25 protein-coding genes are annotated in these 26,090 nt (G+C 71.0%); 13 read left to right on the top strand and 12 right to left on the bottom strand.

Annotation, left to right across the window (positions count from 1 at the left end; genetic code table 11):
* Positions 1-180: 180 nt before the first annotated feature.
* Positions 181-927: a tyrosine-protein phosphatase gene (locus AB0I38_RS18535; protein ID WP_358468874.1), complete on the bottom strand. Its 747-nt coding sequence runs from the start codon at positions 925-927 to the stop codon at positions 181-183.
* A gap of 10 nt (positions 928-937) precedes the next feature.
* Complete coding sequence (locus tag AB0I38_RS18540) at positions 938-1,726, bottom strand: SURF1 family cytochrome oxidase biogenesis protein (protein WP_358468877.1); 789 nt, start codon at positions 1,724-1,726, stop codon at positions 938-940.
* Positions 1,727-1,925: 199 nt separating this feature from the next.
* On the opposite strand from AB0I38_RS18540, the gene AB0I38_RS18545 reads away from it, so the two are divergent.
* The gene (locus AB0I38_RS18545) at positions 1,926-2,573 is read left to right on the top strand and encodes a VC0807 family protein (protein WP_358468879.1); all 648 of its coding nucleotides are present in this window, start codon (positions 1,926-1,928) and stop codon (positions 2,571-2,573) included.
* On the opposite strand, the gene AB0I38_RS18550 is transcribed toward AB0I38_RS18545, so the two are convergent.
* Entirely contained in the window at positions 2,547-3,014 is a 468-nt protein-coding gene (locus tag AB0I38_RS18550; RefSeq protein WP_358468882.1) for a winged helix-turn-helix transcriptional regulator, read from the bottom strand. The two genes, AB0I38_RS18545 and AB0I38_RS18550, sit on opposite strands and share 27 nt — an antisense overlap.
* 60 nt (positions 3,015-3,074) lie before the next feature.
* Between AB0I38_RS18550 and AB0I38_RS18555 the strand changes: the two genes are divergently transcribed.
* Genes AB0I38_RS18555 through AB0I38_RS18565 form a run of 3 tightly spaced genes read left to right on the top strand, consistent with a single transcriptional unit; the run spans position 3,075 to position 5,174 of the window.
* Positions 3,075-3,557 (top strand): GNAT family N-acetyltransferase, encoded by a 483-nt coding sequence (locus AB0I38_RS18555; protein ID WP_358468885.1) that lies wholly within the window; start codon positions 3,075-3,077, stop codon positions 3,555-3,557.
* Between the two features lie 26 nt (positions 3,558-3,583).
* Positions 3,584-4,183 carry a TetR/AcrR family transcriptional regulator gene (locus AB0I38_RS18560; protein ID WP_189122334.1) on the top strand — a complete coding sequence of 200 codons (600 nt, stop codon included), beginning with the start codon at positions 3,584-3,586 and terminating at the stop codon, positions 4,181-4,183.
* A gap of 34 nt (positions 4,184-4,217) precedes the next feature.
* Positions 4,218-5,174, top strand: a complete 957-nt coding sequence (locus AB0I38_RS18565; protein WP_358468888.1) for an NAD(P)-dependent oxidoreductase — start codon at positions 4,218-4,220, stop codon at positions 5,172-5,174.
* Here AB0I38_RS18565 and AB0I38_RS18570 read toward each other — a convergent pair.
* Complete coding sequence (locus tag AB0I38_RS18570; protein ID WP_358468891.1) at positions 5,167-5,469, bottom strand: hypothetical protein; 303 nt, start codon at positions 5,467-5,469, stop codon at positions 5,167-5,169. The two genes, AB0I38_RS18565 and AB0I38_RS18570, sit on opposite strands and share 8 nt — an antisense overlap.
* Before the next feature lie 157 nt (positions 5,470-5,626).
* Between AB0I38_RS18570 and AB0I38_RS18575 the strand changes: the two genes are divergently transcribed.
* Positions 5,627-7,024: a class I SAM-dependent methyltransferase gene (locus tag AB0I38_RS18575; RefSeq protein ID WP_358468894.1), complete on the top strand. Its 1,398-nt coding sequence runs from the start codon at positions 5,627-5,629 to the stop codon at positions 7,022-7,024.
* A 305-nt stretch (positions 7,025-7,329) separates the two neighbouring features.
* On the opposite strand, the gene AB0I38_RS18580 is transcribed toward AB0I38_RS18575, so the two are convergent.
* The 3 genes from AB0I38_RS18580 to AB0I38_RS18590 all read right to left on the bottom strand — a co-directional run bounded on the left by AB0I38_RS18580 (position 7,330) and on the right by AB0I38_RS18590 (position 12,644).
* Positions 7,330-10,296 carry an AfsR/SARP family transcriptional regulator gene (locus AB0I38_RS18580; protein ID WP_358468897.1) on the bottom strand — a complete coding sequence of 989 codons (2,967 nt, stop codon included), beginning with the start codon at positions 10,294-10,296 and terminating at the stop codon, positions 7,330-7,332.
* A 275-nt stretch (positions 10,297-10,571) separates the two neighbouring features.
* Complete coding sequence (locus AB0I38_RS18585; protein ID WP_358468900.1) at positions 10,572-11,216, bottom strand: GNAT family N-acetyltransferase; 645 nt, start codon at positions 11,214-11,216, stop codon at positions 10,572-10,574.
* Positions 11,217-11,357: 141 nt separating this feature from the next.
* A complete protein-coding gene (locus AB0I38_RS18590; protein ID WP_358469200.1) occupies positions 11,358-12,644 on the bottom strand; it encodes a pyridoxal phosphate-dependent aminotransferase in 1,287 nt (428 codons plus the stop codon).
* A 79-nt stretch (positions 12,645-12,723) separates the two neighbouring features.
* Between AB0I38_RS18590 and AB0I38_RS18595 the strand changes: the two genes are divergently transcribed.
* Genes AB0I38_RS18595 through AB0I38_RS18605 form a run of 3 tightly spaced genes read left to right on the top strand, consistent with a single transcriptional unit; the run spans position 12,724 to position 15,340 of the window.
* Positions 12,724-13,662, top strand: coding sequence for a LysR family transcriptional regulator (locus AB0I38_RS18595; protein ID WP_358468903.1), 939 nt, complete (start codon positions 12,724-12,726; stop codon positions 13,660-13,662).
* A gap of 11 nt (positions 13,663-13,673) precedes the next feature.
* On the top strand, positions 13,674-14,345 hold the full coding sequence (locus AB0I38_RS18600) for a ribonuclease HII (RefSeq protein ID WP_358468906.1): 672 nt from the start codon (positions 13,674-13,676) through the stop codon (positions 14,343-14,345).
* Between the two features lie 2 nt (positions 14,346-14,347).
* Positions 14,348-15,340, top strand: a complete 993-nt coding sequence (locus tag AB0I38_RS18605; protein ID WP_358468909.1) for an LLM class flavin-dependent oxidoreductase — start codon at positions 14,348-14,350, stop codon at positions 15,338-15,340.
* Positions 15,341-15,413: 73 nt separating this feature from the next.
* Here the strand turns inward: AB0I38_RS18605 and AB0I38_RS18610 are convergent, their stop codons facing one another.
* Positions 15,414-15,800, bottom strand: a complete 387-nt coding sequence (locus AB0I38_RS18610) for an SCO5389 family protein (RefSeq protein WP_358468911.1) — start codon at positions 15,798-15,800, stop codon at positions 15,414-15,416.
* A 98-nt stretch (positions 15,801-15,898) separates the two neighbouring features.
* Positions 15,899-16,828 carry an ATP-binding protein gene (locus AB0I38_RS18615; RefSeq protein WP_358469203.1) on the bottom strand — a complete coding sequence of 310 codons (930 nt, stop codon included), beginning with the start codon at positions 16,826-16,828 and terminating at the stop codon, positions 15,899-15,901.
* A gap of 68 nt (positions 16,829-16,896) precedes the next feature.
* Here AB0I38_RS18615 and AB0I38_RS18620 point away from each other — a divergent pair, with 68 nt between their 5' ends.
* Positions 16,897-17,376 (top strand): tetratricopeptide repeat protein, encoded by a 480-nt coding sequence (locus tag AB0I38_RS18620; RefSeq protein WP_358468914.1) that lies wholly within the window; start codon positions 16,897-16,899, stop codon positions 17,374-17,376.
* A 94-nt stretch (positions 17,377-17,470) separates the two neighbouring features.
* Here the strand turns inward: AB0I38_RS18620 and AB0I38_RS18625 are convergent, their stop codons facing one another.
* Positions 17,471-18,838, bottom strand: a complete 1,368-nt coding sequence (locus AB0I38_RS18625; protein ID WP_358468917.1) for an LCP family protein — start codon at positions 18,836-18,838, stop codon at positions 17,471-17,473.
* A gap of 128 nt (positions 18,839-18,966) precedes the next feature.
* On the opposite strand from AB0I38_RS18625, the gene AB0I38_RS18630 reads away from it, so the two are divergent.
* From AB0I38_RS18630 to AB0I38_RS18640, 3 genes are all read left to right on the top strand, one after another.
* A complete protein-coding gene (locus tag AB0I38_RS18630) occupies positions 18,967-19,680 on the top strand; it encodes a class I SAM-dependent methyltransferase (protein WP_358468920.1) in 714 nt (237 codons plus the stop codon).
* Positions 19,681-19,717: 37 nt separating this feature from the next.
* On the top strand, positions 19,718-21,151 hold the full coding sequence (locus AB0I38_RS18635; RefSeq protein WP_358468923.1) for an MFS transporter: 1,434 nt from the start codon (positions 19,718-19,720) through the stop codon (positions 21,149-21,151).
* A 173-nt stretch (positions 21,152-21,324) separates the two neighbouring features.
* A complete protein-coding gene (locus tag AB0I38_RS18640; RefSeq protein ID WP_358468926.1) occupies positions 21,325-22,581 on the top strand; it encodes an ATP-binding protein in 1,257 nt (418 codons plus the stop codon).
* Between the two features lie 11 nt (positions 22,582-22,592).
* On the opposite strand, the gene AB0I38_RS18645 is transcribed toward AB0I38_RS18640, so the two are convergent.
* Positions 22,593-23,453 (bottom strand): LysR family transcriptional regulator, encoded by an 861-nt coding sequence (locus tag AB0I38_RS18645; protein ID WP_358468929.1) that lies wholly within the window; start codon positions 23,451-23,453, stop codon positions 22,593-22,595.
* A 71-nt stretch (positions 23,454-23,524) separates the two neighbouring features.
* Between AB0I38_RS18645 and dapA the strand changes: the two genes are divergently transcribed.
* Positions 23,525-24,403, top strand: a complete 879-nt coding sequence (dapA, locus tag AB0I38_RS18650; protein ID WP_358468932.1) for a 4-hydroxy-tetrahydrodipicolinate synthase — start codon at positions 23,525-23,527, stop codon at positions 24,401-24,403.
* 90 nt (positions 24,404-24,493) lie between these two features.
* Here the strand turns inward: dapA and AB0I38_RS18655 are convergent, their stop codons facing one another.
* Positions 24,494-25,657: a Cmx/CmrA family chloramphenicol efflux MFS transporter gene (locus AB0I38_RS18655; RefSeq protein WP_358468935.1), complete on the bottom strand. Its 1,164-nt coding sequence runs from the start codon at positions 25,655-25,657 to the stop codon at positions 24,494-24,496.
* Positions 25,658-26,090: the final 433 nt, after the last annotated feature.

Below are 26,090 nucleotides of genomic sequence, written 5' to 3' on the forward strand. Positions count from 1 at the left end.
TAACCGTACGACGGCGGGATAACGTGGAACAAGCTGCGACGTCTCCGTTGGGTCTCCCCAGCCGCGTGGAGCCCGGAATCGCCTGGAGGGGGATGGTCGGCGATCCCGGGCCCGGAGGGTCCGCCTTGCGAGGATGCTGCTCATGCGAACCCGGTCGCCCCCTACCCCACGAAGTTCTGGTCAGTCGGTGTTCTGATCGGTCGGCGCGAGGAGATGGCTCCGCAGCGCCTCGACGGTCCTGGAGTCGATCCGGAGCACGTCGGCACAGTAGTCGTCGATCGAGCCGTGACGGTCGGCGAGATCGGCGAGGAAGAGCCGCATGGCCTCGGCCGGGGCCACGCCGAAGCCCGGCCACCTGCTGGCGGTCGGATGGCGTTTCTGCCAGCTGACGATGAACCGCTCGGTGGCCAGGCCGGTCAGCGCGTAGTCGGCGATGATGTCCTCCTCCGCCACGCCCACCAGGGCCAGGACCAGCGCGGTGAGCAGCCCGGTGCGGTCCTTGCCGGCGGCGCAGTGGATCACGACCGGCGCGTTGTCGGCCAGGGCGATCGTCTCGACGGCCTCGCGCAGGTTGTCGACGCCGTCCTCGGTCACCTCGAGATAGCGGTCGGCCAGGTATCTGCCGACGCCCAGGGTGTCGTTGTAGGCGGTGACGTCCCAGCGGCGCCCTTCGATGGGCAGGTTGAGGTAGTCGAGCTCGCCGGCCTCGGGGACCCGGCCGGAGTTGGCCACTTCCTCCGGATGCCGCAGGTCGATGACGGTCCGCACGCTCAGCGCGCGGAACGTGTCGATGTCGGCCCCGGCCAGCCAGCCGAGGGAGTCGGCCCGGTAGAGCCGTTTCCATCGGACGGATCGCCCATCTTTTCCGGCGTATCCGCCCACGTCACGAAAGTTGTAGATGTTGAGGAACTCAATGTGACGAAGCACCCTTAGTACTTTAACCGGTGGACGTGGTCTCCTCTGAGGCCACACTCCCTGCCGCCGCGGCCTTCCTGTCGGCCACCTCGCGCCGGATGAGCAGCAGCCACCCGCCGATGGCCACCCCGATGAACAGCCACCACTGCACGCCGTAGGCCAGGTTGAGGCCGCCGCCGGAGCCCACGTCGGGCGCGGGGACCGGCGCGGGCGCCGGGTCGGTCTCCGGTTGCTGCGCGGTCAGCTCCACGTAGCCGTCGAGCAGCCGGTAGGGCAGGCTCTGGCCGATCGCGTCGCTGTTGATGAGCAGCACCTGGCCCGCGGGCAGGCCGGGCCGGTCGCGCAGGCCGCTCGACTCCTCGGTCTCGGTCAGGCGTAGCCGTCCGGTGACATTTACCTGGCCTGCCGGCGGCGGCGGCACCTCGGGCGGCGTGTCGGCCGTCGCCCCGGCCTTCACCCAGCCGCGGTTGACGAGCACGGCCCGCCCGTCGGCGAGGGTCAGCGGGGTGAGCACGAAGTATCCCGGCCGGCCCTCCTGTGGCCGCCGTCGCACCAGCAGCCCGTGGGCGGGGTCGTAGGTGCCCGTGGCCGTCACGGTCCGGTAGCGGTCATCCTGGTCGATCTCCTGCCCGGCCAGGCTCTCCACGGGCACCGCGGGGGCGGTCAGGTTGGCGGCGACCCGGTCGGAGTTGGCCGAGCGTTCCTCGAACCGCCCGAACTGCCATTGCCCCAGGAAGACGAAGGCAGGGATCACCAGCAGCACGACGACGTGCAGGGCGATCCAGCGAGGTGTGAGGAGGAACCGGTACACCCTTCAAGGGTAGGCACCGGCACCCGTGCTCTCCCACGCGCCTCCGCTCCTCCTCGCAATGGCGCGATCGTTATCCGGTCGAAATGGTTACCGGATCACGGTTCATCGCGTACGGTCGGAATTCGTCCCGTACGACCCCCGCGCAGGGCCTCATCCGGGATCCCCCCGCCACCCTCGTGAGAGGCCCTCGAAGACCCCCATGACCATGCTTGCCACGCCCGCCGCCGGGCCCGTGTTCGAGCTGCCCAAGCTTCCGTCGCTGCTCCGGCACGCCGTGCCGAGGATCGTCGAGGGCATGATCCTGCCCGTCGCCGTCTTCTACGCCGGCCTGGTCGTCGCCGGTGTCGCCGGAGGCGTGGTGGCGGCGATGGCCTGGGTGTACGGGGGAGTGGCGTACCGGCTGGTCAGGGGCCGGCTGGTGCCGGGGTCGGTGCTGCTGGCCGCGGGCATGGTCAGCGTGCGGGCGGTGCTGGCGCTGCTGTCGGGGAGCGCGGTGCTGTTCTTCCTGCAGCCGACGCTGGGCGTCTTCTGCGCCGCCACGGCGTTCCTGGCGACGGCGAGGGTACGCAGGCCGCTGGTGCGCCGGGTGGCGGAGGATCTGGTGCCCCTCCCCGCCCATGTCCTGGAAAATCCGTTGATGCGGCGGTTCTTCGCCCGGCAGTCCCTCGTCTGGGGATGCGTCCAGCTCGGCAACGCCCTTCTGAGCCTCTGGCTGCTGCTCAGCCAGCCCATCCAGACCTACCTCGTCGTACGCACCTCGGTGGTGGCCGTGCTGCTGACCGGGGCCGCGCTGCTGACGCTGGCCGACTTCCGGCGCTGCCTACGCGCCCTTGAGCGCGGCGCCTGAGCCAGGCAACGGCGTCACCTCGCGCGGTCCGGCAACCTCGTGACCGGCGGCGCACCGGAAGTGCTGCTCGATCGCGGCCCCGCAGTCGCGGTGGGTCAGGAGCACGGGCGGCCCCTGCTCGCCGGAGAGGTATTTGTCGCCCCAGTGCATCAGTGAGACCAGCAGCGGATAGAGATCGCGGCCCTTCTCGGTCAGGCGGTACTCGTCGCGCTGGCGCTGACCGGGCTCGCGGTAGGGGACCTTGCGCAGCAGCCCCTCGTCGACCAGGCGCGCCAGCCGGGCGCTGAGCACCTGCCGCGGCGCGCCGGTGGCGGCCTGCATGTCGGCGAACCGGCGTACGCCGCCGAATGCCTCACGCAGCACCAGGAACGTCCATTTCTCCCCGACGATGTCCAGCGTTCGCTCGATCGAGCAGTTGTCCACCCGGAAAGAAACGTTCATGCTCTCTATCATACCTGAGTTCATTTGACAGACCCAGGGTCGATGGGCAAAGCTGAGTTCGTGATTGGAACTCAGATACGACTGGCCCGCTCCGACGACGAAGACCGGATCAGGCGTTTCCTGACCGGGCTGTCCCTGCACACGCAGACCCTGCGCTTCTTCACCGGGGTCGCCAGTCCGGCCGCCGGCCTGGTGCGCGCCCTACTCGCCGTGGACGAGCGTCGTGACGTCCTGGTCGCCACGCACGAGGGCGAGATCATCGGCCATGCCATGAGCTACCGGGGCGGTCCGGCCGACGTGGAGGTCGCGGTCGTGGTGACCGACCAGTGGCAGGGCGTCGGGCTGGGGCCGAGGTTGATCGACATGCTGCTGTTACGGGCCGCCGTGCGGGGCGCGACCACCGTCGGCATGGACGTGCTCGGCGAGAACAGGCGGGTGCTCAGAATGATCCGCCGCCAGTGGCCGGACGCCACGATGAAGGTCGTTTCCGGTTCGGTCGAGGTGACCGCTATGATCCAACGGCCGGGAGTATTTGCGGAATAAGGTTCTGGTGCCCCACCATTGACCTCGTGAAGAGTGTCAAGAACGGACGTGACGGGCGTACCCGGATCATCGAGGGCGCGCTCCGCCGATTCAGCCAGGACGGGGTGTCGGCCACCACGCTGGCCAGCCTTCGCGAGGAGAGCGGCGTCAGCGTCGGCAGCTTCTACCACCACTTCGCGAGCAAAGAGCACGTCTTCGGCGTGCTCTACACCGAGATCCTCAACGCCTACCAGGCCGCGTTCCTCGCCGAGCTGGTCCAGCACGAGAGCGCGCGCGACGGCATCGAGGCGGTCGTCGCCTTCCACATGCGGTGGGCCCGCGAGCACCCCGAGCGGGCCAGGCTGCTGATCAGCGAACGCCCGCCGCGCAAGAACGAGCCCGGGGGCGCCGAGGTGGCCGAGGGCCGCCGCGCGTTCTTCCGCCACGTGTCCGACTGGTGGATGCCGCGCATGAAGGCGGGCCTGCTCCGGCCCGTGCAGCCCACGATGTGCTACGTCCTCTGGCTCGGCCCAGCGCAGGAGATGTGCCGGCTCTGGTTCGCCGGGGCCTACACCCCCACCGACGAGGAGATCAAGGGGCTGGGAGAGGCCGCGTGGCAGAGCCTCCGCCAGCGCGGGGAGCAATGATCCCAGCACCCTCCGTGGTGTTATTGTCGCGGATGTGAAACGACCTCAGGCGCTGGTGCTGCCCGCTCTGCCGGAAAGTGCCCTCGCCCGCCTGGGCGAGGTCGCCGACCTGGCCGAGGTTCCAGCACGACCGAGCCTCGGCTTCACCGACGAGCAACTCGCCGACCTGGTCATCGCGACCGGCGCGACCGTGATCATCACCGACGGCGACGAGGTGCGCGCCGCGGTCCTCTCGCTGCCGCTCGACGTGGTGGCCACCATCGGCGGGCCGGCCGGCGTCGACCTGGCGCTCGCCGCCGAACGCGAGGTGACCGTCCTGTCCGCCACCGACCGCGACTCCGAGGCGGTCGCCGAGCTGACGATCGCGCTCATGTTCGCGGTCGTCCGCAACATCGTCACCGCCGACCGGGAGGTCCGCCGGGGCCGCGTCTACCGCGGCCGGGTGCCACCCGCGCAGCGGCATCGCGGCCGGCGGCTCAGCGGCAGGACGTTCGGCGTCGTGGGCCTCGGCCGGGTCGGCAGGGCCATGCGGTGGCGCTGCGAGGGCCTCGGCATGCGGGTCATCGCCTGCGACCCCTACGTCGCGGAGGCCACCCACACCTTGCCGGCCCTGCTGGCCGAGGCCGACGTCGTCTCGCTGCACGTGCCGATGACCAGCGAGACCAGGGGCTTCTTCGGCGGCGTCGAGTTCGCCGCGATGCGGCCCGGCGCCATCTACCTCAACACCTCGCGCGGCGGGCTGCACGACCTGACCGCGCTGGTCGAGGCGCTGCGCTGGGGGCAGCTGGGCGGAGCCGGGCTCGACCACTTCGAGGGCGAGTGGCTCGACCCCACACATCCGCTCACCCGGCTCTCCAACGTCGTGCTCACGCCCCGCCTGGGCGAGGCGACCGGGGAGAGTCAGGCGGAGCGGGCGGAGGCGATCGTGGAGGACATCGCGCGGCTGCTGCGTGGCGAGCGGCCCGCGTACGCCTGCGGGCCGGTCATATGAATTGGCGGATCCGCGTAGACACCCGCCAGCGGCCCGCGTCGAGCGAGATGTCGAGCCGCAGGTCACCCCGCTTCCGGCTGAGCCCCGGCACGCGCAGCCGGTCGTCCACGGCGAACCGCCCGCGATAGGGGTAGCCGAAGCCGAGCTCACCGGGCAGCACGCGGAGGTCGTCACGGTTGCCGCAGCGGGGGCAGGTCCACGACACCAGGTCCAGCCCGCGGTTGTAGTCGGAGCAGGCGCGGAAATACTCGTCCGGCACGAATCGGGACTCGCAGGCCAGGCACGGGATGAGCATGGGATCCGCTCCTCTTGCGAACGGCGAGGCAGGGCTTCCCTAGAGATATCGCGCCCCACTTGTCCAGCGCTTGCAGAACGCTTGGGTATTTCGGTAACAGTATGAACACCGTGAGTATTGGATCAAGTGTGGCGCTCTGCGGTGAAAGGATGGACCCGTGGAACGACTGCGCGACCACCTTCTGGAGACCGGCTACACGATCGACGGCGTCCGCGACCGGCTGGGCCGGATGGCGGCCTCCGCCCTGGCCCGCGAGGAGCTCGTCCCGGCCCTGCGCGCCACGGCCGACGGCGACCCGCTGGCCACGATGATCCGGCTCTGGTGGCTCGGCGTTCCCGTTCCCGCCCCGCACCTGCCGCCGGCGGTGCTGGAGTCGGGCCTGGTCGTCGGCGAGGGTGAGCGGGTCAGGGCCGAGGTGCACCTGCAGCCCTGGGAGACGGGTGGCTACCTGGTCTCCGACCGCACGGTGCGGCCGGGCGACCCGGCCCTGCGTGCCGACCACGTCGTGGGCGCGGGCGGCGCCTCGGCCAACCTGGCCCAGCTGGTCAGCCGCCGGCCGGTCGGCCGGGCGCTCGACCTCGGCACCGGCTGCGGCGTGCAGGTGCTCGGACTGGCGGGCCGGGCGGACGAGATCGTGGCCACGGACGTCAACCCCCGGGCCGTCGAGCTGGCCCGGCTGAGCTGGGAGCTGTCCGGCATCTCGGGCGTCGACGCGCGAGTGGGGTCGATGTTCGATCCGGTCGAGGACGAGCTGTTCGACCTCGTCGTCTCCAACCCCCCGTTCGTCGTCTCTCCCGGCGGCGAGCTGACCTATCGCGAAACAGGCGAGGAGGGCGACGCCTTCTGCCGCGATCTCGTACGACGGACGCCCCGCCACCTCAACCCCGGCGGCCAGGCCCACTTCCTGGCCAACTGGCTGCACGTCGAGTCCGAGGACTGGCGCGAGCGCGTCGGCGGCTGGCTGTCCGACACCGGCTGTGACGCCTGGGTGGTGCAGCGCGACGTGCAGGACCCGGCCGAATACGTCGAGCTGTGGCTCAGGGACGCCGCCGAGCAGGGCACGCCCGGCTACACCGAGCACTACGACCGCTGGCTGTCGTGGTTCGAGGAGCGCAAGGTCGAGGGCGTCGGCTTCGGCTGGATCACCCTGCGCAACTCCGGCACGCTCGACCCGGTGGTCCGCGTCGAGCAGCTCACCCACCAGGTCACGCTCCCGGTGGGCGACTACGTCGACGACGTGCTCGACGCCATCGCGACCGCGCACCGCGCCAAGGACCTGCCGTCCGCGCTGCCGCGGACGGCCGACGGGCTGCTCGACGAGCGGATCGGCCTGCCGGGCGCCGAGGACCCGATGCGGATCGTGCTGCGCCAGACCACGGGCCTGCGCCGGGTGCGGGAGGTCGGCACGGTGGAGGCCGCGCTGGCCGGGGTGTGCGACGGCGAGCTGGCACTGGGCCCGCTGCTCAACGTGATAGCCGAGCTGGTCGGAAACGGCGAGATGCCGCACGCCGACGCCATCCGCCCGCTGATCGCCGAGGGCTACTTCCTGCTCTGACACGTCTCTGACACGTGCGGCAATCGGCTGTTGATCGGATGTTGAGCCTCCGGGGAGATGCTCTGACCACGACACGGACCCGGGGGGTTCGAGGTCCGTGTCTGGTCCGGTCGGCCGTCTTCGTGAGGCGGCTAGCCGGCACGCGGAGCATCCGGATAACCGGGCCCCCTAGCGACGCGTGACGGTCAGGACGGCCGGCCGGGCCGAACCTCCTCAGGAACCGCCGGTCACGGGGGCTTCGTGACTCCCAAAGGACAGCCTTGATCAACCATGTGTGGATGACACGTCTGGACGACGAGCTGTACTCAGGACTCGACGACCTGAGCACTGTCGAGGAGGACCTTGAGGTCCCCGGCCTCGGGGGCGCCGAGCCTGGTGAAGATGCCGAATGCCTGCCGTAGACAGTCGGTGCTCCGCTCGGTGTTGCCGAGCCCCTTGAGCGCCTCGCCCAGCACCGTCAGCGAGAGCGCCTCGCCGTACGGATGACCGATCTCCCTGGACACGATCAACGCCTCCTCGGCGTGCCGTACGGCGTCGGTGTGGCGCTCGGCGGCGATGAACGTCTCCGCGAGGCGCGAGCAGACCCGCTGCTCCCACACCCGCTGCTTGCTGGCCCGGAAGAAGGCCAGGCACTCGGCGTGGTGGTGGACCGCCTCGGTGAGGCGGCCGACCCGGGACAGCACGATGCCGAGGTGATAGCGGGCGCGGGCGGTGCCGGCTCCGCTGCCGATCTCGGTGAAGATGGCCAGTCCCTTCTCGGCGGCGGCGATCGCGTCCTCGGACCGGCCGAGGCCGAGATGGTCGCGGGCGGAGTAGCTGAGCACGAGGGCCTCGCCGGCGGGCACGCCGTTGGCCCGGTAGAACCCCGTGGCCGACTCGAACCACGACAGCGCCTCGGTGTGCCGGCGCTGCCGGCCGACGACGACGGCCAGCGCGTTCATCACCTCGCCGGTGACGACCTTCTCCTCGCGGGCCACCGACAGCTCGTGCACGATCCTGAACTGCGCCTCGGCCTCGGCCAGCCGGTTGCCCGCGAACAGCACCCTGCCGAGGACGTAGCGGGCGCGCAGCTCGCTGCCCTGGTCGTCGATGCGCTGCGCGGTGGCCAGCACGGCGCGGGTTCCCTGGGCGAACTCACGGGTGTGGGTGCCCGCCTCCAGCAGCGGCTCCATCGCCACCAGCAGGTCGCCGGCGGGCAGCAACTGCTCGGACGTACGGGAGGAGTCGGCGGCCTGGTTGATCGCGGCGAACAGCGAGTCGCCCTCGGCGATCAGCCACGCCACGGCCTCCTGGACCGTGCCGAACTCGCGCCCGCTGGCGACCACCACCAGATTGTCGGCGATCATGCTGCCCTCGTAGGCCAGCCGGTGCGCCGACTGGGCCGAGGCCAGGTAGAAGCCGAGCAGCCGGCGCAGCGCCATCGTCCGGGCCTGCTGCCGCTCGGTCTTGTCCAGGAGCCGCCGGGCGAACAACCTGATCAGGTCGTGGAAGCGGTAGCGGCCCGGCGCGGGCGCCTCCAGCAGGCTGGCGTCGACCAGCGACTCCAGCAGGTCCTCGGTCTCCAGCGTGCTCATCGACAGCACCGCGGCAGCCGCGCCCAGCGAGATGTCGGGCCCGCTGGGCAACGACAGCAGCCGGAACGCGCGGGCCTGGGCGGCTTCGAGCTGGCCGTACCCGAGGGCGAAGGTGGCCTCGACGGCCAGGTTGCCCACGCGCAGCTCGTCGAGGCGGCGCTGCTCGTCGGCCAGCCTGGGCACCAGAGAGGCGACCGTCCACGAGGGCCGCGCGGCCAGCCTCGCCGCCACGATCCGTACGGCCAGCGGCAGGAACCCGCAGGCGGCCACCACGTCCATGGCCGCGCCGTGCTCGGCCGCCACCCGCTCGGGCCCGGCCACCGCGGCGAACAGCGACAGCGCCTCGTCCGGCTCCATCACGTCGAGGTCGATCAGCCGCGCCGACGGCAGGTCGGCCAGCTTGACCCGGCTGGTGATGATCGCCGCGCAGCCGGGCGAGCCGGGCAGCAGCGGGCTGACGTGCTCGGCGTCGCGGGCGTTGTCGAGCAGCACGAGGATGCGCCGGTCGGCCAGGATCGACCGGTAGAGCGCCGACCGCTCGGCCAGCCCCTCGGGGATGACGTCGGCGGGGATGCCGAGGGCCCGCAGGAACGCTCCCAGGGCCGACTCGGGCGCGGTGACCTCGCCGGTGTTGCCGCGCAGGTCGGCGTAGAGCTGGCCACCGGGGAACAGGTCATCGGTGGCGTGGGCCACGTGCACGGCCAGCGCGGTCTTGCCCACGCCCCCTATGCCGCAGATCGCGGCCACCGGCACGCCCTCGCCGGACGCCTGCGCCGACAGCAGTGTGCGCAGCCGCCCGACGATCTCCCTGCGCCCGGTGAAGTCGTTCACGGCGGCGGGGAGCTGCGCCGGCCTGGGCAGCTCCGGCGCCGGCTCCTCCTCCTCTTCGGGCTCCTCGGGGTGCTCGGCCACGGCCAGGGTCGGGTCGGCGGCCAGAATGCGGTGGTGGAGCTGGGTCAGCTCGGGGCCGGGCTCGATGCCCAGCTCGTCGATCAGCGCCTCGCGCGTCTCGGTGAACACGTTGAGCGCCTCGCCCTGCCGGCCGCACCGGTAGTAGGCGAGCATGAGCTGGGCGCGCAGTCGTTCGCGCAGCGGGTGCTCGGCGGTCAGCGCGATCAGCTCCGACACGACCGACGCGTGGCCGCCCAGCTCCAGGTCGACGTCCATGAGCGTCTCGATCACGTTGATCCGGCGCTCGGTCAGCCGGTCGCGCTGGTGCTCGGCGTAGGGGCCGACGGCGCCGGCCAGCGGCTCGCCCTCGAACAGGGCGACCGCGGTGCGCAGCGCCCTGGCGGCGTCGGTGAGCCGGCCGGACCTGCGGGACGCCTCGGACTCGGCGACGCAGCGTTCGAAGCGGGTCAGGTCGAGCGACCCGTCGGGCAGCCGCAGCGCGTAGCCCCGGCCGACGGAGGTCAGCAGCTCGGGCCGGGAGCGGGCGGGCCGGTCGGGTTCGAGCACGGTGCGCAGCCTGGAGACGTAGGTGCGGAGCGCGCCCAGGGCTCTCGGCGGGGCCTCCTCGCCCCAGACGGCGTCGATCATCTCCGAGGGGGTGACCGCGCGGCCCTCGCGCATCAGCAGCATGCCGAGAATGGAACGCTGCAATGGGGTGCCCAGGTCGAGCTCCTGGTCATCACGCCACGCGCGCACAGGACCGAGCACGGCGAAGCGCAGTCCGCCTTCGATGTCCTGACCAGCCATGCCGTACATCTCCCAGGCAATGGAACGATTTGTTACCAAATCATAGATCCATCCTCGCGTAACAGACAGGCGCCGTGCACTTCGTTAACCGAAGCGTTGATCTGCCGTTGATTGTCTGTTGAACGTCCGGTCGCATGCTGAGGTCAGTAAAGGCATGGCCCCAGTACACGGGGGCGGTCATGCCTCTTTCATATCGGGCTCGGAGAAACAACAGGCCCCGCCCTGGGTTTGCGGGCGGGGCCTTGGGTGGACGTTTTCCTATGCCGCCGGTTTTCCTACGCGGCCGGGACCAGGCCGAGCCGGAGCGTCAGCCGTTCTCGGACCGCGGGCCATTCGGAGTGAAGAATCGAGTAGTACGCCGTATCTCGGACCGTGTCGTCGGCGCCCCGGCTATCCGCTCGTCGCACCCCGTCGAAGTGTGCGCCGAGGGCGTCGATGGCGGCCCGGGATCGGCTGTTGCGGACATCTGCCTTCAGGGTGATGCGGTGGACGTTCCACGTCTCGAAGGCGTGCGAGAGCAGCAGGAACTTGCTCTCCCGGTTGACACCCGTGCCCTGGGCGGACGCGCCCAGCCAGGTGTAACCGATGTCGGCCACGGACGGGACCTCGCCCACCGCGCCCCGCGTGCCAGGAGGCCAGGGCAGGGGACCCTGCCAGTACTCCAGGTGCATGAGACGGGTGGCACCGACCACGCGGTCGGTGTTCAGCCACCGGATGGCGAAGGGCATCGTGCGGCCCTCCGCCTGCTCAGCCAGGGCGGCCTCCACGTAGGAGACCATCTCGTCCCGGCCATCCGGGACCCGAGTGAAGGCATACGCGGAGCGGTCTTCACTCGCCGCGGCGACGAGCTCGTCGACCGCCGCGTGGCTGAGAGGTTCCAGGCGCACGAGGCGCCCGGACAAGGTGACAAGAGCGGGCATGAGCACATGATGAGGGCTGCCCGGGCATGGCGTGACCAGGCGCCGCCGGACAACTTTCGCGTCGTTCGACGAGGTAGGTGTTCGCCCAGGTCAGGCGGCTGATTTCGACGCCCGGGAGCACCCCGTCGGGAAAGATTTCGGCTAGCCGTGACAGGCGGTCGGGACGAGCGCCGGACGCCGTTCACGGGGGGCCGTGCGGCGGACTGCGGACAGCCCCTTCAGACCGGTCGAAAGGTGGTCGAGGCTGGCCGCGATCCAGGGCAACCGGAGTGGGTCGGAGCTGTGCAGGGCGGCCAGGCGCTGGGCCTTCGTCTCGCCGTAGAGGAGGCTGACCGCGACCCGCACCCGCGCCGCGGCCGGGTCGTCGCCGAACGCCTGCCCGGGCAGTACGCCGATGCCGTGCTCGTCGAGCAGTGTCCGGGCGACGTCGGCCGAGCCGCCCAGGCGCAGGTGGCCCAGGTCGGGGTAGAGGTAGAAGCCGCCCTGCGGCGCCGGTGCCGAGGCGCCGATCTCGGCGAACCTCTCGTGCACCGCCCGCGCCACCGCGCCGTGCAGCCGGCGGCTCTGCGCGATGCGGCCGAGCAGCTCGGGCGGGTCGGTGAAGGCGTAGGCGGCGGCTTCCTGCACCGGAGCGGCCGGGGCCGACCAGATCTCGCTGGCCACCGCGAGCAGCTTGCCGCGCAGCTCGTACGCGCCGTCGGGCAGCCGGGCCACGCCGATGCGCCAGCCGCCCAGGGCCAGGCTCTTGCTCAGGCCGGTGGTGATGACCGTGCGCTCGGGCGCGAACTCGGCCGGTGACGCGTAGGGCAGGTCGGGGTCGTGCAGCAGGTCGCGGTAGATCTCGTCCGAGATGATGACCAGGTCGAGGTCGCGGGCGACCTGGACCAGCCGGCGGACGGTCTCGGGGGTCGCGAGCCGTCCGGTCGGGTTGTCGGGCAGCGTCACGAGCAGCGAACTGACGGTCCGGCCCTGGGCGCGCGCGTGGAGCACCGACGAGGTCACCAGGTCGGGGTCGGGCACGCCGCCCTCACCCGGAGGCGCGGGGATCAAGATCGGGTGGGCGCCGATGAGGTCGGCCTGCGCGGCGTAGCTGACCCAGCTGGGCATCGGCAGCACGATGTCGCCGCCGATCGCCAGGAGCAGGCCGTACAGGAGGGACTTGCTGCCGGGCCCGCAGACCACGAGTTCGGGGTCGGTGGGAAGCCCTCGCCGGGTCCAGTAGCCCGCGGCCGCCGCGCGGAGGCCGGTGGCGCCCGCGACCGGCCCGTAGCCGTTGCGGCCGGAGGCGGCGACCAGCCTTTCGCGCAGCGCCGGGTGGACGGGCAGTCCTGCCTCACCGAAGGCCAGATGCAGGACCTGCTCCCCGGCGCGCCGGCGTCGGTCGATCTCCTCGTTCGCCGCCAGCGTGGCGGACAGCGTCACCGTCATTTTTGTCACGTTCCCAGGGTGGTTTGATGAAGGCATCAGCACAAGCGACCCTTGTTGTGGGTAGGCATAAGGAAGTCCGATGCTCGAATTGCGACGGTTGGCGTTGATCTGCGAGTTCGCACGTCGTGGCAGCATCGCCGCCACGGCCGAGTCGCTCGGCTACAGCCCCTCCGCTGTGTCCCAGCAACTCGTGGCCCTCGAACGTGAGACCGGCACCGCGCTCATCGACCGGACCGCGCGCAGCGCCGAGCTCACCGACGCGGGCCGCCGCCTCGTGGTGCACGCCGAGCGCATCCTGTCCATGGTCGAGGAGGCCGAGTCGGACCTCTCGGCGCACGCGGGCACTCCCAGCGGCCGCGTGGTGCTGACCGCCTTCGCGACGGCCGCCGTGGCGTTCGCGCCCGCGCTCGCCCGCTCCCTGCGCCGCCACACCCAGCTGACGTTGCGGATGCGCCAGAGCAGGTCCGGGCGCGGCCTGCGCGAGGTGCAGTCGGGTGAGGTCGACATCGCGCTCGTGGACGACTGGTACGGCAGGGCCGGCCGCGGCAACGAGAGCGTGCGGGTGTTCCCGCTGCTGCACGACCCGCTCGTGCTGGTGGTGCCGCGCAAGCACCGGCTGGCCGACCCAGAGGTGCCGCTCGACCTGCGGGAGCTGCGCGACGAGCCGTGGATGGCCACGCCCGACGGGGAGCCGTCCCGGCTGGCGGTCGATCGGCTGTTCGTGGACGTGGGCGGCACCAAGCCGACGCCCTGGGAGTTCGAGGGGCTGGGCACGATCCTGTCGCTGGTGGCCAAGGGCATCGGCATCGCCGCCGTGCCCGCGCTGGCCCTCGGGGCCGGGGTGCGCGGGCTGGCCGTCCGCCAGTTCCCGGGCGACCCGGTGGGCCGCGAGGTGCACGCCGTCGCCCGCGCCTCCAGCGTGCACCGCCCCTCGGTGTCGGTGACCCTGCGGGCCATCCACGTGGCGGCCCGCCTCATCGCCGCCGATCTGGATCCGGTACGTCTCGCGGACCGGTAGCGTCTGCGGCTATGGCGCCGTCCTACGACATCGAGCACCTCCTGCTGTCCCGCTCCAGCGCCCGTACGGTGGCGGGCATCGACGAGGTGGGCCGCGGCGCCTGGGCGGGCCCGGTGACGGTCTGCGCGGTCGTCACCGACCTGTCGGTTCCGCCGGCCGGCCTGACCGACTCCAAGCAGTTGACGGCCGCCAGACGCGAGGCACTCGCCGTCGAGATCGAGTCGTGGGCCGCCGGCATCGGCTACGGCGAGTCCACGCACGCGGAGATCGACACGCTGGGCATGACCGAGGCCCTGCGCCGGGCCGCCCGCCGGGCGCTCGACGCGCTGCCCGTCCGGCCCGACGCGGTGATCCTCGACGGCGGCCACGACTACATCGGCGCCCCATGGCCGGTCCGCCTGGAGGTCAGGGGAGACGCCGCGAGCATCTCGGTGGCCGCCGCGTCGGTGCTGGCCAAGGTGCGCCGCGACGCCTACATGGCGACGATCGGCGGCCCTGACCACGGCTTCGCGGACAACGCCGGCTACCCGTCGCCCGCGCATCAGGAGGCCCTGGCCCGGCTCGGGCCCACCGAGCACCACCGGATGTCCTGGTCCTACCTCGACGACCTGCCGCGCTGGCGGCACCTCAAGCGCCACCGCGATCCGGCGGTGAGCGAGGGCCAGGGCAGCCTGTTCGGCTAGCCATGCGCATCGGGATCTTCCTCGTCGTGGCGCAGTTTCCCGGGCAGCGGCCCGAGCGGGTGCTGGCCGACTCCGTCGAGCTGGTCGTGGCGGCCGAGGAGGCCGGGTTCCACGACGCGTGGATCGCCGAGCACCACTTCATGAGCTACGGCGTCTGCCCGTCGGCGACCACGCTGGCCGCCGTGGCGATCGGCCGGACGACGCGCATCGGCCTGGGTACGGCGGTGAGCGTGCTGTCCACGTGGCACCCGATGGCGCTGGCCGAGCAGGCGGCCATGCTGCACCACCTGTCGGGCGGCAGGTTCACGCTGGGCGTGGGCCGGGGCGGGCCGTGGGTGGATCTGGAGGTGTTCGGCACCGGTCTCGACCGGTTCGAGCGGGGCTTCGGAGAGTCGCTGGACGTGCTGGTGCGGGCCCTGGCGGGGGGCCGGGTGTCGGCGGACGGGGAGTTCTTCCGGTTTCGCGAGGTGCCGATGGTGCCCTCGGCCCGGCTGCGGCCGGTCGTGGCGTGCACGTCGGCGTCGACCCTGGAGCTGGCCGCGGACCGCGGACTGCCGATGCTGCTGGGGATGCACGTCGACGACCGGGAGAAGGCCGCCGCCGTGGCAGCGTACGAGGCCCGCAGGGGAGAGCGCGAGACCGGGCACGTGGCGGCGGTGGTCGGGCACGTGGCCGATTCCACCAGGGAGGCCGTGCGGGAGCTGAAGGAGGCGATGCCGCGCTGGCTGGAGCCCGGACTGGCGGGCTACGTGACGGTGGACGGCCGGGCCAGGGCACCCCGCGATGTCGGTGAATATGTGGACTTCCTGACCCGTGTTCACCCGGTCGGGTCGGCGGATCGGTGCGTGGAGACGATCCTGCGCACCGCCGAGGCGACCGGGGTGGAACACCTCGTCCTGATGGTCGAAGGGCTCGGTGACCACCGGCGCACCCTGGCGAACATCCGCCGGCTGGGCGCCGAAGTGCTGCCCGAGGTGCTGCGCGAACGGCGGTGAACCGGATGGCGCCGAGGTGCCGCGCGAACGGCGGTGAACCGGGCGGGACCCGGCTCACCACCCGCACCCTTGATCAGCAGTCGACCAGCTCCGGCTCCTGGTTGAGGATCTGGGCCCTCGGGGTGACGAACTCGCGCAGGGCCTTGGTCGCCGCCGGGTCGAACACCGCGACCCGATGGCAGTTCTGGAAGGCCAGCCGTACCCCGAAGTGGTTCTCGAGGGCGCCGCGCATCGCGTCGCTGGCCAGGCAGCGCAGGAGCTGGCCGCGCGCCTCCTCCGACGGTGGCGGGACGTGGTTGTCGGCGAACTCGGCGCCGGACTGATCGCGTTGCTGGACCAGCTCGCTGATCACCGACCACGCGTAGGGCAGGGAGTCGCGGACGCAGGCGACGAACGCCGCGTCGTCGATCTCGCCGGCTCTCGCCTGGTCGAGCAGATCGTTCGGAACGGTCAGCGACATGCTGTCTCCTCTCAAAAGGGGATCAACCTGACGCTATGTGGGGTCGGCGTAACGCTCCAGATGGCTGGAGGGCGACAGTCGTGTGGTCAGCCGGGTGGTCAGGGGCCGTAGACGAACTCGGAGTCGATCTGGTCGGCGAGGTCGAACCCGGCCCTGGCGTTGGCCCACGCGCGGGCGTTGCGCAGGTGGAACTCCTCGGTCTGGTGGCCGAACCTGACCCAGTCCTTCTCCTGCGCGTCCACCTGCTTGAGCAGCGTGGCCAGCGCGTCGGTGTTGGCGGGCTCGAGGTCGTCGAGTGCGAACGCCCGGCCCTGCTCCATGGCCCGGACCCCGGCGGAGTGCTCCATCCAGGTCAGCAGGTCGTCGCCCACCTGGGAGCGCAGGAAGTCGACGTCGGACGGGCCGTGCACCTTGTTGCCGACCACCGCGAGCGGCACGTCGAAGTCGGCGGCGTAGTCGTGATACTGCCGGTAGACGCTCACGCCCTGCCGGGTGGGTTCGGCGACCAGGAAGGTCAGGTCGAAGCGGGTGAACAGGCCGGAGGCGAAGGAGTCGGCGCCGGCGGTCATGTCGACCACGACGTACTCGCCGGGGCCGTCGACGAGGTGGTTGAGCAGCAGCTCCACCGCGCCGACCTTGGAGTGGTAGCAGGCCACCCCCAAATCCTCCTCGGCGAACGGGCCGGTGGCCATGAGCCGGGCGCCCTCGGACGTGGTGACCGCGTAGTCGCCGCCCGCCAGATCGTCGAAGGAGAGCAGCCGCGAGCCGCGGCCCGGTGGGGTGGTCTTGACCATGGCGTCGGCCGAGGGGATGCGCGGGTTGTCGCCGCGCAGGCGGTCCTTGATCTCGGTCAGGTGCGCGCCCAGCGGCTCGGGTGGCTGGTCGACGCCGAGCACCATGGCGAGGTGCTGGTTGATGTCGGCGTCGATGGCGACCACCGGCGCGCCCAGGCTCGTCACGTATCTCGTGAACAGCGCCGACATCGTGGTCTTGCCGCTGCCGCCCTTGCCGACGAACGCCACCCTCACGTCCACGCTCCAATGATTATGAAAACCGTTGTCGTTGTGGTCGGTGGTCATCATGCCACACTGGCCACATGGCGAACGGGGAATTGGCACACGCCGTGCGACTGCGCGAGAAGGGCGACCACGAGGCGGCCCGCGAGCTCCTGCTGGAGCTGTCCAAGCGGCATCCGGACGATCCCGAGGTGGCTTACCAGACGGCCTGGGTGCACGACGCGCTCGGTCTGGAGGCCGAGGCGGTGCCGTTCTACCAGCGCGCGCTGGCGGGAGAGGGGCTGGCCGCCGGCGACCGGCGCGGCGCCCTCACCGGGTTCGGCAGCACGCTGCGGGTGCTCGGGCGCTACGGCGAGGCGCTGGAGGTCTTCGACCTGGCCCTGACGGAGTTTCCGGACGACCCGGCGCTGCGGGTGTTCCGCGCCATGGCCCTCTACAACTCCGGCCAGGCCCGCGAGGCGGTCGGCACGCTGCTCAAGCTGCTGGCGGGCACCGAGCAGGTCGGCGGCTACCGCCGGGCCGTCGAGTACTACGCCGACCACCTGGACGAGACGGTCTGAGCGGAGTTACGCGGCCGAACCGGGCCCGGCGGCCGAGCCGAGCTAGGGTTCGAGCCGGGCTAGGGTTCGAGCCGAGTCAGGCGTTCGAGCCGGGCTAGGCGCAGGTCGCGTCGAGGGCGAGCGGGGAGGCGGGGCCCCTGTTCTGCCGGGCCTGCGCGCCCGGCTGGTGGCCGGCCCGCCTGGCGAGCGCCTCGGTGACCGTGTTCCTGATCAGGCGCCAGTCGGGGTCGGCGGTGCTGATCAGCGGCGGCACGAAACTCACGCTCCTGATGCGGGTGTCCTTCACCTCGGCCGCCAGCTCGATCAGCGGGGGCAGCAGGACCTGCGGGAGGTCGGTGGCGATGGCCCGCTTGGTGGCCGAGGCCAGCTCCTCGAAGCTGTTGAGCACGGTGATCGGGTCGGCCTGCTTGGCCACGGCGTTGAGCAGGCACTTCTGCCGCCCCATCCGCACGTAGTCGTCGCTGTCGGTGCGCGAACGGCCGTACCAGAGTGCCTCCTCGCCGGACAGCCTGCGGGTGCCGGCGGCCAGCAGTCCCTCGCGGTACTTGCCGTACACGATCGGCTCCTTGATGGTGACCTTGACACCGCCCATCGCGTCGATGATCTCCGCGAAGCCGTGCATGTCGACCATCGCGTAGTAGTCCACCGGGATGCCGAGGATGTCGCTGATCGTGCGCTTGAGCAGGATCGGGCCGCGATGCCCCTTCCGGGCGCCCGGCACCATCTCCGGGTGGTCCTCGGCGTACTGGAAGACCTCGTTGAGCAGGCCGGGTGTGCCCGGGCCTTCGCCGGTGAAACCGTACGGGAAGCGGTGCCTGGCGGGGCCCTCGGGCATCCGCACCTCCTCCAGGTTGCGCGGCAGGCCGAACAGGGTGGTGGCGCCGGTCACGGTGTCCACGCTCGCCACGGTCATGCTGTCCGTACGCACTCCGGGCCGGTTCGGGGCGGCGTCGGCGCCGATGAGCAGGAAGTTGATCCGCTGGGCGCCGTTCCACGGGTCCTGGGCCAGGATCGGGGAGGCGCTGTTGCCCGCGAACAAGGTGGTGACCACCTCGCGCGACAAGTAGGCGAGCCGGGCCGCGTAGGCGGCCGGGGCCAGGATGAGCGCGCAGAGCGCGGCGGCCACCACCGCGGTCAGGGCGCGGCCCACGGTGTCACCGCGCGGAGGGCGTACGAGGATGAACGACCAGATGATCACCACGGACCAGGCGAACGCGATGAGGGCCAGCGTGATCGTGAGGACGGTGAGCCAGACCGGCTGCACTGCCAGCGACAGCAGCCTGGGCCCGAACCCGGTGACGGCGGTGATGGTGACCGCCAGCACCAGCACGTACGCCGCCATGAGAGCGAGACCGGTCCGGCGGCGCTCCGTGGCCAGGTGGGCCACGCCCCACAGGAGGGCGGAGCCCACGGTCAGCGCGATGCCGGCGAGGGGGCCGAAATTGTTTTCCCTGCCTGTCATACCTGGTCAACTCCCCGAATTCACGCGGATCACTGTCAGGCTAGGCATGGGTTCCGGTGGATATGGGTGACGAAAGGGAAGTGTCGCGCCAATTCCCGGCCAAGCGATGGTTGAGATATAACGTGAATGTGAGACGCGGAAGCTACGGATTCGATGCGCCCTGGTCACTGGCAGGTCTGGTCTTCGGCGCCGTCGTGTTGCTGGCGCTGAGCCTCGCCTCGTTCGCCTTCGACGTTCCGGCCGCCGGGGTGGCGTTCCTGCTCGGCGCGCTCTACACGGCGGCCAGCGCGGCCAGCTACCTCTACACGACGCGGCGCGGCAAGTTCCTCGTGTGGGCGGCCGAGCTCGACCGGTTGCGGGGCGACGAGCGGCTGCTCGACCTCGGCTGCGGGCGCGGCGCGGTGCTGACGCTCGCCGCCGAACGGCTGCCCGAGGGCCGGGCCACCGGCGTCGACCTGTGGCGATCGACCGACCAGTCGGGCAACGACGAGAGCGTCACCAAGGCCAACGCCGAGGCCGAGGGCATCTCGGTCGAGCTGGTCACCGGCGACATGCGCGAGCTGCTGTTCGAGGACGAGTCGTTCGACGTGGTGGTGTCGGCACTGGCCGTCCACAACATCCCCGACGCCGACGGGCGCGAGCGGGCCGTGCGCGAGGCGCACCGCGTGCTGCGTCCGGGCGGCCTGATGCTGATCGCCGATTTCCAGCACACGCCCGCGTACGAGGACACGCTGCGCGCGCTCGGCGTGGTCGACGTGCGCAGACGGGACCTCGGCCGGCGCTACTGGTACGGCGGCCCCTGGTTCAGGACGTGGATGCTGGAGGCTCGCAAGCCCGCCTGACGTTTGCCCGCCGCGCTCCGGGTATCGAGTTGCTCCCATGAGCGACGTGGAGACCGGCGCCGTCACCACGAAGGTGCCGGCGCGGCTGGACCGGCTGCCATGGTCACGCTGGCACTGGATGATCGTCATCGGGCTCGGCACCGTCTGGATCCTCGACGGGCTCGAAGTCACCATCGTCGGCAACCTGTCGGCCCAGCTCGCCAAGCCGGGAAGCGGCCTGGACATCACGCAGGCGCAGGTCGCGGGCATGGCCGCGGCGCTCTACGTCGCCGGCGCGTGCTCGGGGGCGCTGTTCTTCGGCTGGCTGACCGACAGGTTCGGCCGCAAGAAGCTGTTCATCATCACGCTCGTCGTGTATCTGGTCGCGACGCTGATGACGGCCCTGTCGTTCAGCGTGTGGTGGTTCTTCCTGTTCAGGTTCCTCACCGGGTTCGGCATCGGCGGCGAGTACGCGGCCATCAACTCGGCCATCGACGAGCTGATCCCGAGCCGGCACCGCGGCCGGATCGACATCCTGATCAACGGCAGCTACTGGCTCGGCGCGGCCGGTGGCGCGCTGCTGACCGTCCCGCTGCTGAACGACCTGCCGGTCAACATCGGCTGGCGTGTCGCCTTCGGCCTGGGCGTGGTGCTGGGCCTGGCCATCCTGCTCGTCCGGCGGCACGTACCGGAGAGTCCGCGCTGGCTGTTCATCCACGGCCGGGACAAGGAGGCCGAGGAGATCGTCAGCGGCATCGAGAAGCAGATCGACGGCGATCTGCCGGAGCCGCGTGGCTCGATGACCATCCACCAGCGCAAGTCGATCGGCTTCATCCGCATCGCGCACACGATGGTCGCTCTCTACCCCAAGCGCACGATCCTCGGCCTGTCGCTCTTCATCGGGCAGGCGTTCCTCTACAACGCGATCACCTTCGGCTACGCGCAGATCCTGTCGACGTTCTTCAACATCGACACCTACACCGGCTACTACTTCGCGGTCATCGCCGTCGGCAACTTCCTCGGCCCGCTGCTGCTCGGGCCGCTGTTCGACACGGTCGGCCGGGTGCCGATGATCTCGGCCACCTACATCGGCTCAGGGGTGCTGCTGCTCGGCACGGCCTGGCTGTTCAGCCAGGGCATGCTCACCGCGGTCACGCTGACCGCGTGCTGGTGCGCGGTGCTCTTCGTCGCCTCGGCCGGGGCCAGCTCCGCCTACCTGACCGTCAGCGAGATCTTCCCGATGGAGACGCGGGCGATGGCCATCGCGTTCTTCTTCGCGATCGGCACCGCGGCGGGCGGCATCGCCGGTCCGCTGATCTTCTCCGAACTGGTCTCGACCGGCATCCCCGCCGACACGGCGCTGGCGTTCTCGATCGGCGCCGTGCTCATGATCGCGGCCGGGCTGATCGAGCTCTTCCTCGGCGTCAGGGCCGAACGCAAGGGCCTGGAGGAGATCGCCACCCCCCTCTCCACAGCCGAACGGCCCGCCTAGCGTGCGTCAGGGTTGCCACGCGGCGAGCAGGTCCTCCGGCCCCACTGCTGATCGAGGGGGTCACGACCTCCCGCGTTGGCGGCAGACTGACCACGTGATCTCCGGCAGACTGACCACAGGTGGTCCGGCAGACTGACCACACACCACCTGTGAGCTGGTGTAATGTTCGAAACATGATCGACCGGAATATGTATCCGCGAAAGGCCGAGGCCATGGCCCTCGAAGCTTTGGCGGATACCCGCGTGGTGGTGGTCAACGGCGCTCGGCAGGTCGGCAAGAGCACCCTCGCCAAGAGGATCCTGGACGGCATGCCCGGCGCCAAGGAGCTCTATCTGGATGATCCAGCGGTGCGTGCGGCGGCGCGGGAGGACCCGGTCGGGTTCGTCCGGCACGACGACCTGCTGTTGCTCGACGAGGTGCAACGGGCTCCCGAGCTGTTGTTGCCGATCAAGCGTGAGGTCGATCGTGACCCTCGCCCAGGGCGTTTTCTGCTCACCGGGTCTGCGCGGCTTCTCGACCTGCGCGATCTGCCCGATGCCCTGCCGGGACGGGCGGAGACGATCGAGCTGTGGCCGCTGTCCCAGGGGGAGATCGACGCGCAGCCGGACGGTTTCGTGGACGCGGTCTTCCGCCGGGGGCACGCGGTCGAGATCGAGCCCAGCTCGTTGCGTAAGCGCGACTATGTCTGCAGAGCCTTGCGTGGAGGATATCCGGAGGCCGTCCGCCGTGATGCGGGTCGCCGTCGCGCCCGGTTCTTCGACTCGTACATCTCGGACCTGGTCACCCGTGACGTCCGGCAGGTGACCGACATCGAACGTCCTGCCGAGATGCGCAGGCTGCTCAGCGTGATGGCGGCGCGGATGGGAAACCTGGCCGTGGTGCACTCGCTGGCCGGAGACGTCGCGATGCCGCGTACGACACTGTCGCGCTACCTGGACCTGCTGGAGCTGGTGTTCCTCGTCAAGCGGATCCCGGCCTTCGCCTCTAACCTCACCACGAGGGCGATCGCCACCCCCAAACTGCTCGTCGTCGACTCCGGGATCGGTGGCAGGCTGATCGGCATGACGCCGGAACGGCTGGCGGATCCGACCGCGCCCGTGGGCCCGTTGCTGGAGAACTTCGCCGTCGGCGAGATCGCCCGCCAGCTCACGTGGGCCGAAGAACCGGTCCAGCTTTTCCACTATCGCGACCGCGACCAGATCGAGGTGGACGCCGTGCTGGAGCATGCTTCGGGCGAGGTGGTCGGCGTTGAGGTCAAGGCGGCGGAGACGGTGCGAGGGGATGACTTCCGAGGGCTCCGGCATCTGCAGAGTCGGCTGGGGAGTCGTTTTGTGGCTGGGTTCGTCCTCTATGCCGGGGAGCAGTCGCTTTCATTCGGCGAACGGTTGAAGGCGCTTCCTCTGGCGGCGTTGTGGCGGCTGGAAGCGTGACGGGCCGACGGTCAGGGGGTGAGCGCGGTTTCGAAGGCGGCGATGGCCGCTCTGACCGCCGGGTGGTCGCCGTACCCCCGGCGGAAGGCCGCCAAGGTCCGGCGGCTCAGGGGCAGCTCGGTGAGGGTGACGCCGGGCGGCGGGGAGAGGGCTGCCAGGCGGGGCACGAGGGCGACGCCCTGACCGGCGGCGGCGAAGGCGAGCACGGTGTCGAAGTCGTCGACGTGGTGGCGGACGCGCGGCTCGTAGCCGGCCGCCTGGCAGGCCCGGATGGCCATGGTGTGGCAGAGCGTGCCGGGCTTGTTGGTGATCCACGGATCGTCGCGGGCGGCGGCGAGCGAGGGGCGGTCAGTGAGATACATGGGCTCGCTGAACAGCGGCTCGGTCTCCATGGACGGGTCGGTCACCGGGGGGACGAAGTCGTATTCGTGCACGAGGGCGACGTCCAGCTCGCCCGCCCGGAGCGCGGCGGAGACGTCGGCCGGGTCGATCTCCGAGACCATCGGCACCAGGGCCGGATGCGCGCTCGACAGGGCGGAGAGGGCGGGGGGCAGCAGCACGCGGGCCGCCGTGGGGAACGCGCCGATCCGCAGCGGCCCCGACGGGTCGCCGCGCACCGCGGCGAGCGCGGCCGAGGCGCGTTCGAGCTGTTCGAGCACGGCCTGGGCGTGCTCCACCAGCAGGTGACCGGCGGGGGTCAGCGTGACGGTCCGGCCGGTACGCTCCAGCAGCGGCACCCCCGCCTCCCGCTCCAGGGAGCTGAGCTGCTGTGACACCGCGGACGGCGTGAACATCACGGCCTCGGCGACCGCGGCGATCGTGCCACGGCGGGCGAGTTCGCGGAGCAGGTGGAGCTTGCGAGGGTCGAGCATCAGTCCAGCTTAAGCTCGACCGAAGAAATCCGCGCTGGACCTAACGGGTGCTCCCGCGTCAGGCTCGGAGCATGCTGAGAGGAATCCACGTACCCCTGATCACTCCGTTCGACGCCACCGGCGAGGTCGCGTACGACGCGATCGAGAAGCTGGCCGGGCACGTGCTCGACGAGGGCGCCTCCGGGCTGGTCGCGCTCGGCACCACCGGGGAGGTCGCGGCGCTGACGTCGGACGAGCGGGCCCGGGTGATCGAGGTGTGCGCCCGGATCTGCGGGGAGCGCGGGGTGCCGCTGACCGTGGGGCTCACGGGCAACGACACGCGTTCGACGGCGGAAGCGCTCAAGGCCCTGCCGCAGGGGGTCGCCGCCGCGCTGGTGACGGTGCCGTACTTCCTGCGGCCGTCGGAACGAGGGGTGATCGCGCACTTCGAGGCGCTGGCGGAGGAGACGCCGGTGCCGCTGGTGATCTATCACATTCCCTATCGGACCGGGCAGGCGGTGAGCGCGGCCACGCTGCGTCACCTCGGCGGGCATCCGATGATCGCCGGAGTGAAGTACGCGACGGGCGGGATCGACCAGGACGCGGTCGACCTGCTGGGCGACCTGCCCGAGGGGCTGGCGGTGCTGGGCGGGGACGACGCGTTCATCTCGCCGCTGCTCGCGCTGGGCGCCTCCGGCGGGATCCTGGCCTCGGCGCATCTGTTCACCGGCCGGTTCGCCGAGCTGGTCGACGCCTGGCAGGCGGGCGACGTGGTCCGGGCCCGGGAGCTGGGACACCGGCTGGCCAGGGTGTCGGCGGCGCTGTTCGCCGAGCCGAACCCGACCGTGATCAAGGGCGTGCTGCACGCCCGGGGGCTGATCCCGACCCCGGACGTGCGGCTGCCGCTGCTGCCCGCGAGCGAGCGGGCCGTGTCACAGGCCGACCTGGTGGCGGCACATCCAGGCATGTGACTCTCGTGGGGCCATTAACACCCGCTTGGATCGGCCGGTGTTCGATTCCGGGTGCGCGGCTTGCGGCGGGGCGGTGAACCTTCGGTTGGATCAGCCGGTGTTCGCTTCCGTGTGCGCGGCTCGGGTGCGAGAGGCGACGAGGACGACGGCCGCCGTCGCGGCCAGGGCGGCGCTGACCCACGCGGCGTGCCGGTAGTCGTGCGTCGTCTCGGTCGTGATCCCGGCGAGCAGCGGTCCCAGGAACGCGCCCGCGTTCAGCGCGACCGTGGCGAACGACCCGCTCAGGGAGGGGGCGCGGGACGCGACGAACATCACGCGATTGACGAGCATCGATCCGATGCCGAACGACAGCCCGCCCTGGATGACCGTCACGACGAACAGCGGGACCGGGTGGGCACTGGTCGCGGCCAGCACCGCCCAACCGGCCGGCAGGGCGCACAGGGTGAGGACCAGGCCCCGCCGCAGTTGTCCGTCGCCGACACGACCGGCTGTGGTGACCCCGATGAACGCGCCCGTGCCGAACGCGGCGAGCAGCCCGGGAATCGCACCGCCAGGCAGGTGGGTGACGTCCGTCGCGATGACGGCCAGGTAGGCGAACGTCGCGAAGGTCGCCCCGTTGACCAGAGCCGCGAGGATCAGCGCCAGCCGTACGGGTCGCGACCGCAGCTCTCGCGCCTCCTGCCTGATCGAGACGTCGTGATGACGGGCCGCGGCGGTGGGGGCCGACCGGAACACGAGCGCCAGCGCGGGCAGGCACAGCGCGGCGACCGCCCAGAACGCCGATCGCCAGCCGGACCAGTCGCCGAGCATCGCGCCGGCGGGCACGCCGGCGACGCACGACAGCGTCACTCCGGCCAGCAGGGTCGCGGTGGCTCTGGCGTGCTTCGCCGGGGCTGTCAGGGCGGTCGCGACGGACATCGCGACCGCGAGGAAACCGGCGTTGACGATCGCGGCGACGATGCGGGTGCCGAACAGCACCGGGAAGCTCGCCGTGACCGCGCCGATCACGTGCACGACGACGAACGCGGCGAGGAAGCCCGCCAATGCCCGGCGGCGCGGCCATCGGGCGCTCATGGCGGCCATGACCGGCGCGCCGACGATCATTCCGACGGCGTACGCGGAGGTCAGGCTCGCGGCGGCTCCCACCGACACGGACAGGTCGTGCGCGATGCCGGGCACGAGCCCGGCCAGCATGAACTCGGAGGTGCCCTGCGCGAAAACGGCAAGGCTGAGGACATAGACGAACAGAGGCAAGGGGTCGACTCCAGCGCTGAGGTACGCGGGCAGGGACATCCGCGCGCCGGGGCCTCGACCTGTCGCGAAGCGAGAACCGGATCCAAGTGAGGGCCGGAACCAGGCGAGCACCGGAACCAGGCGAGCACCGGAATCAAACGAGAGCCGGAGCCAAGCGAGAGCCGGAGCCAAGCGAGAGCCGGAGCCAGAAGCAGACGCGCGGGACTCGTGTCCGGTCACTGGAAGCGAGATCGACCGAGAACCGATGAGGTTACCGGTCAGCGACCGATGGGATTCCTGGTCACAGAGACCGATGGGGTACCGGTCAGCGACCGATGGGGCATCGGGTCAGAGAACGATGGGGTACCGGTCAGCGACCGATGGGGCATCGGTCAGAGAACGACTCGCCGCCGGGCGACCGGCGGCTCAGTTCTGTCTGATTCGGGGCTCGTCA

It is taken from the genome of Nonomuraea cavernae, from assembly GCF_040655715.1.
GTDB lineage: Bacteria > Actinomycetota > Actinomycetes > Streptosporangiales > Streptosporangiaceae > Nonomuraea > Nonomuraea cavernae_A.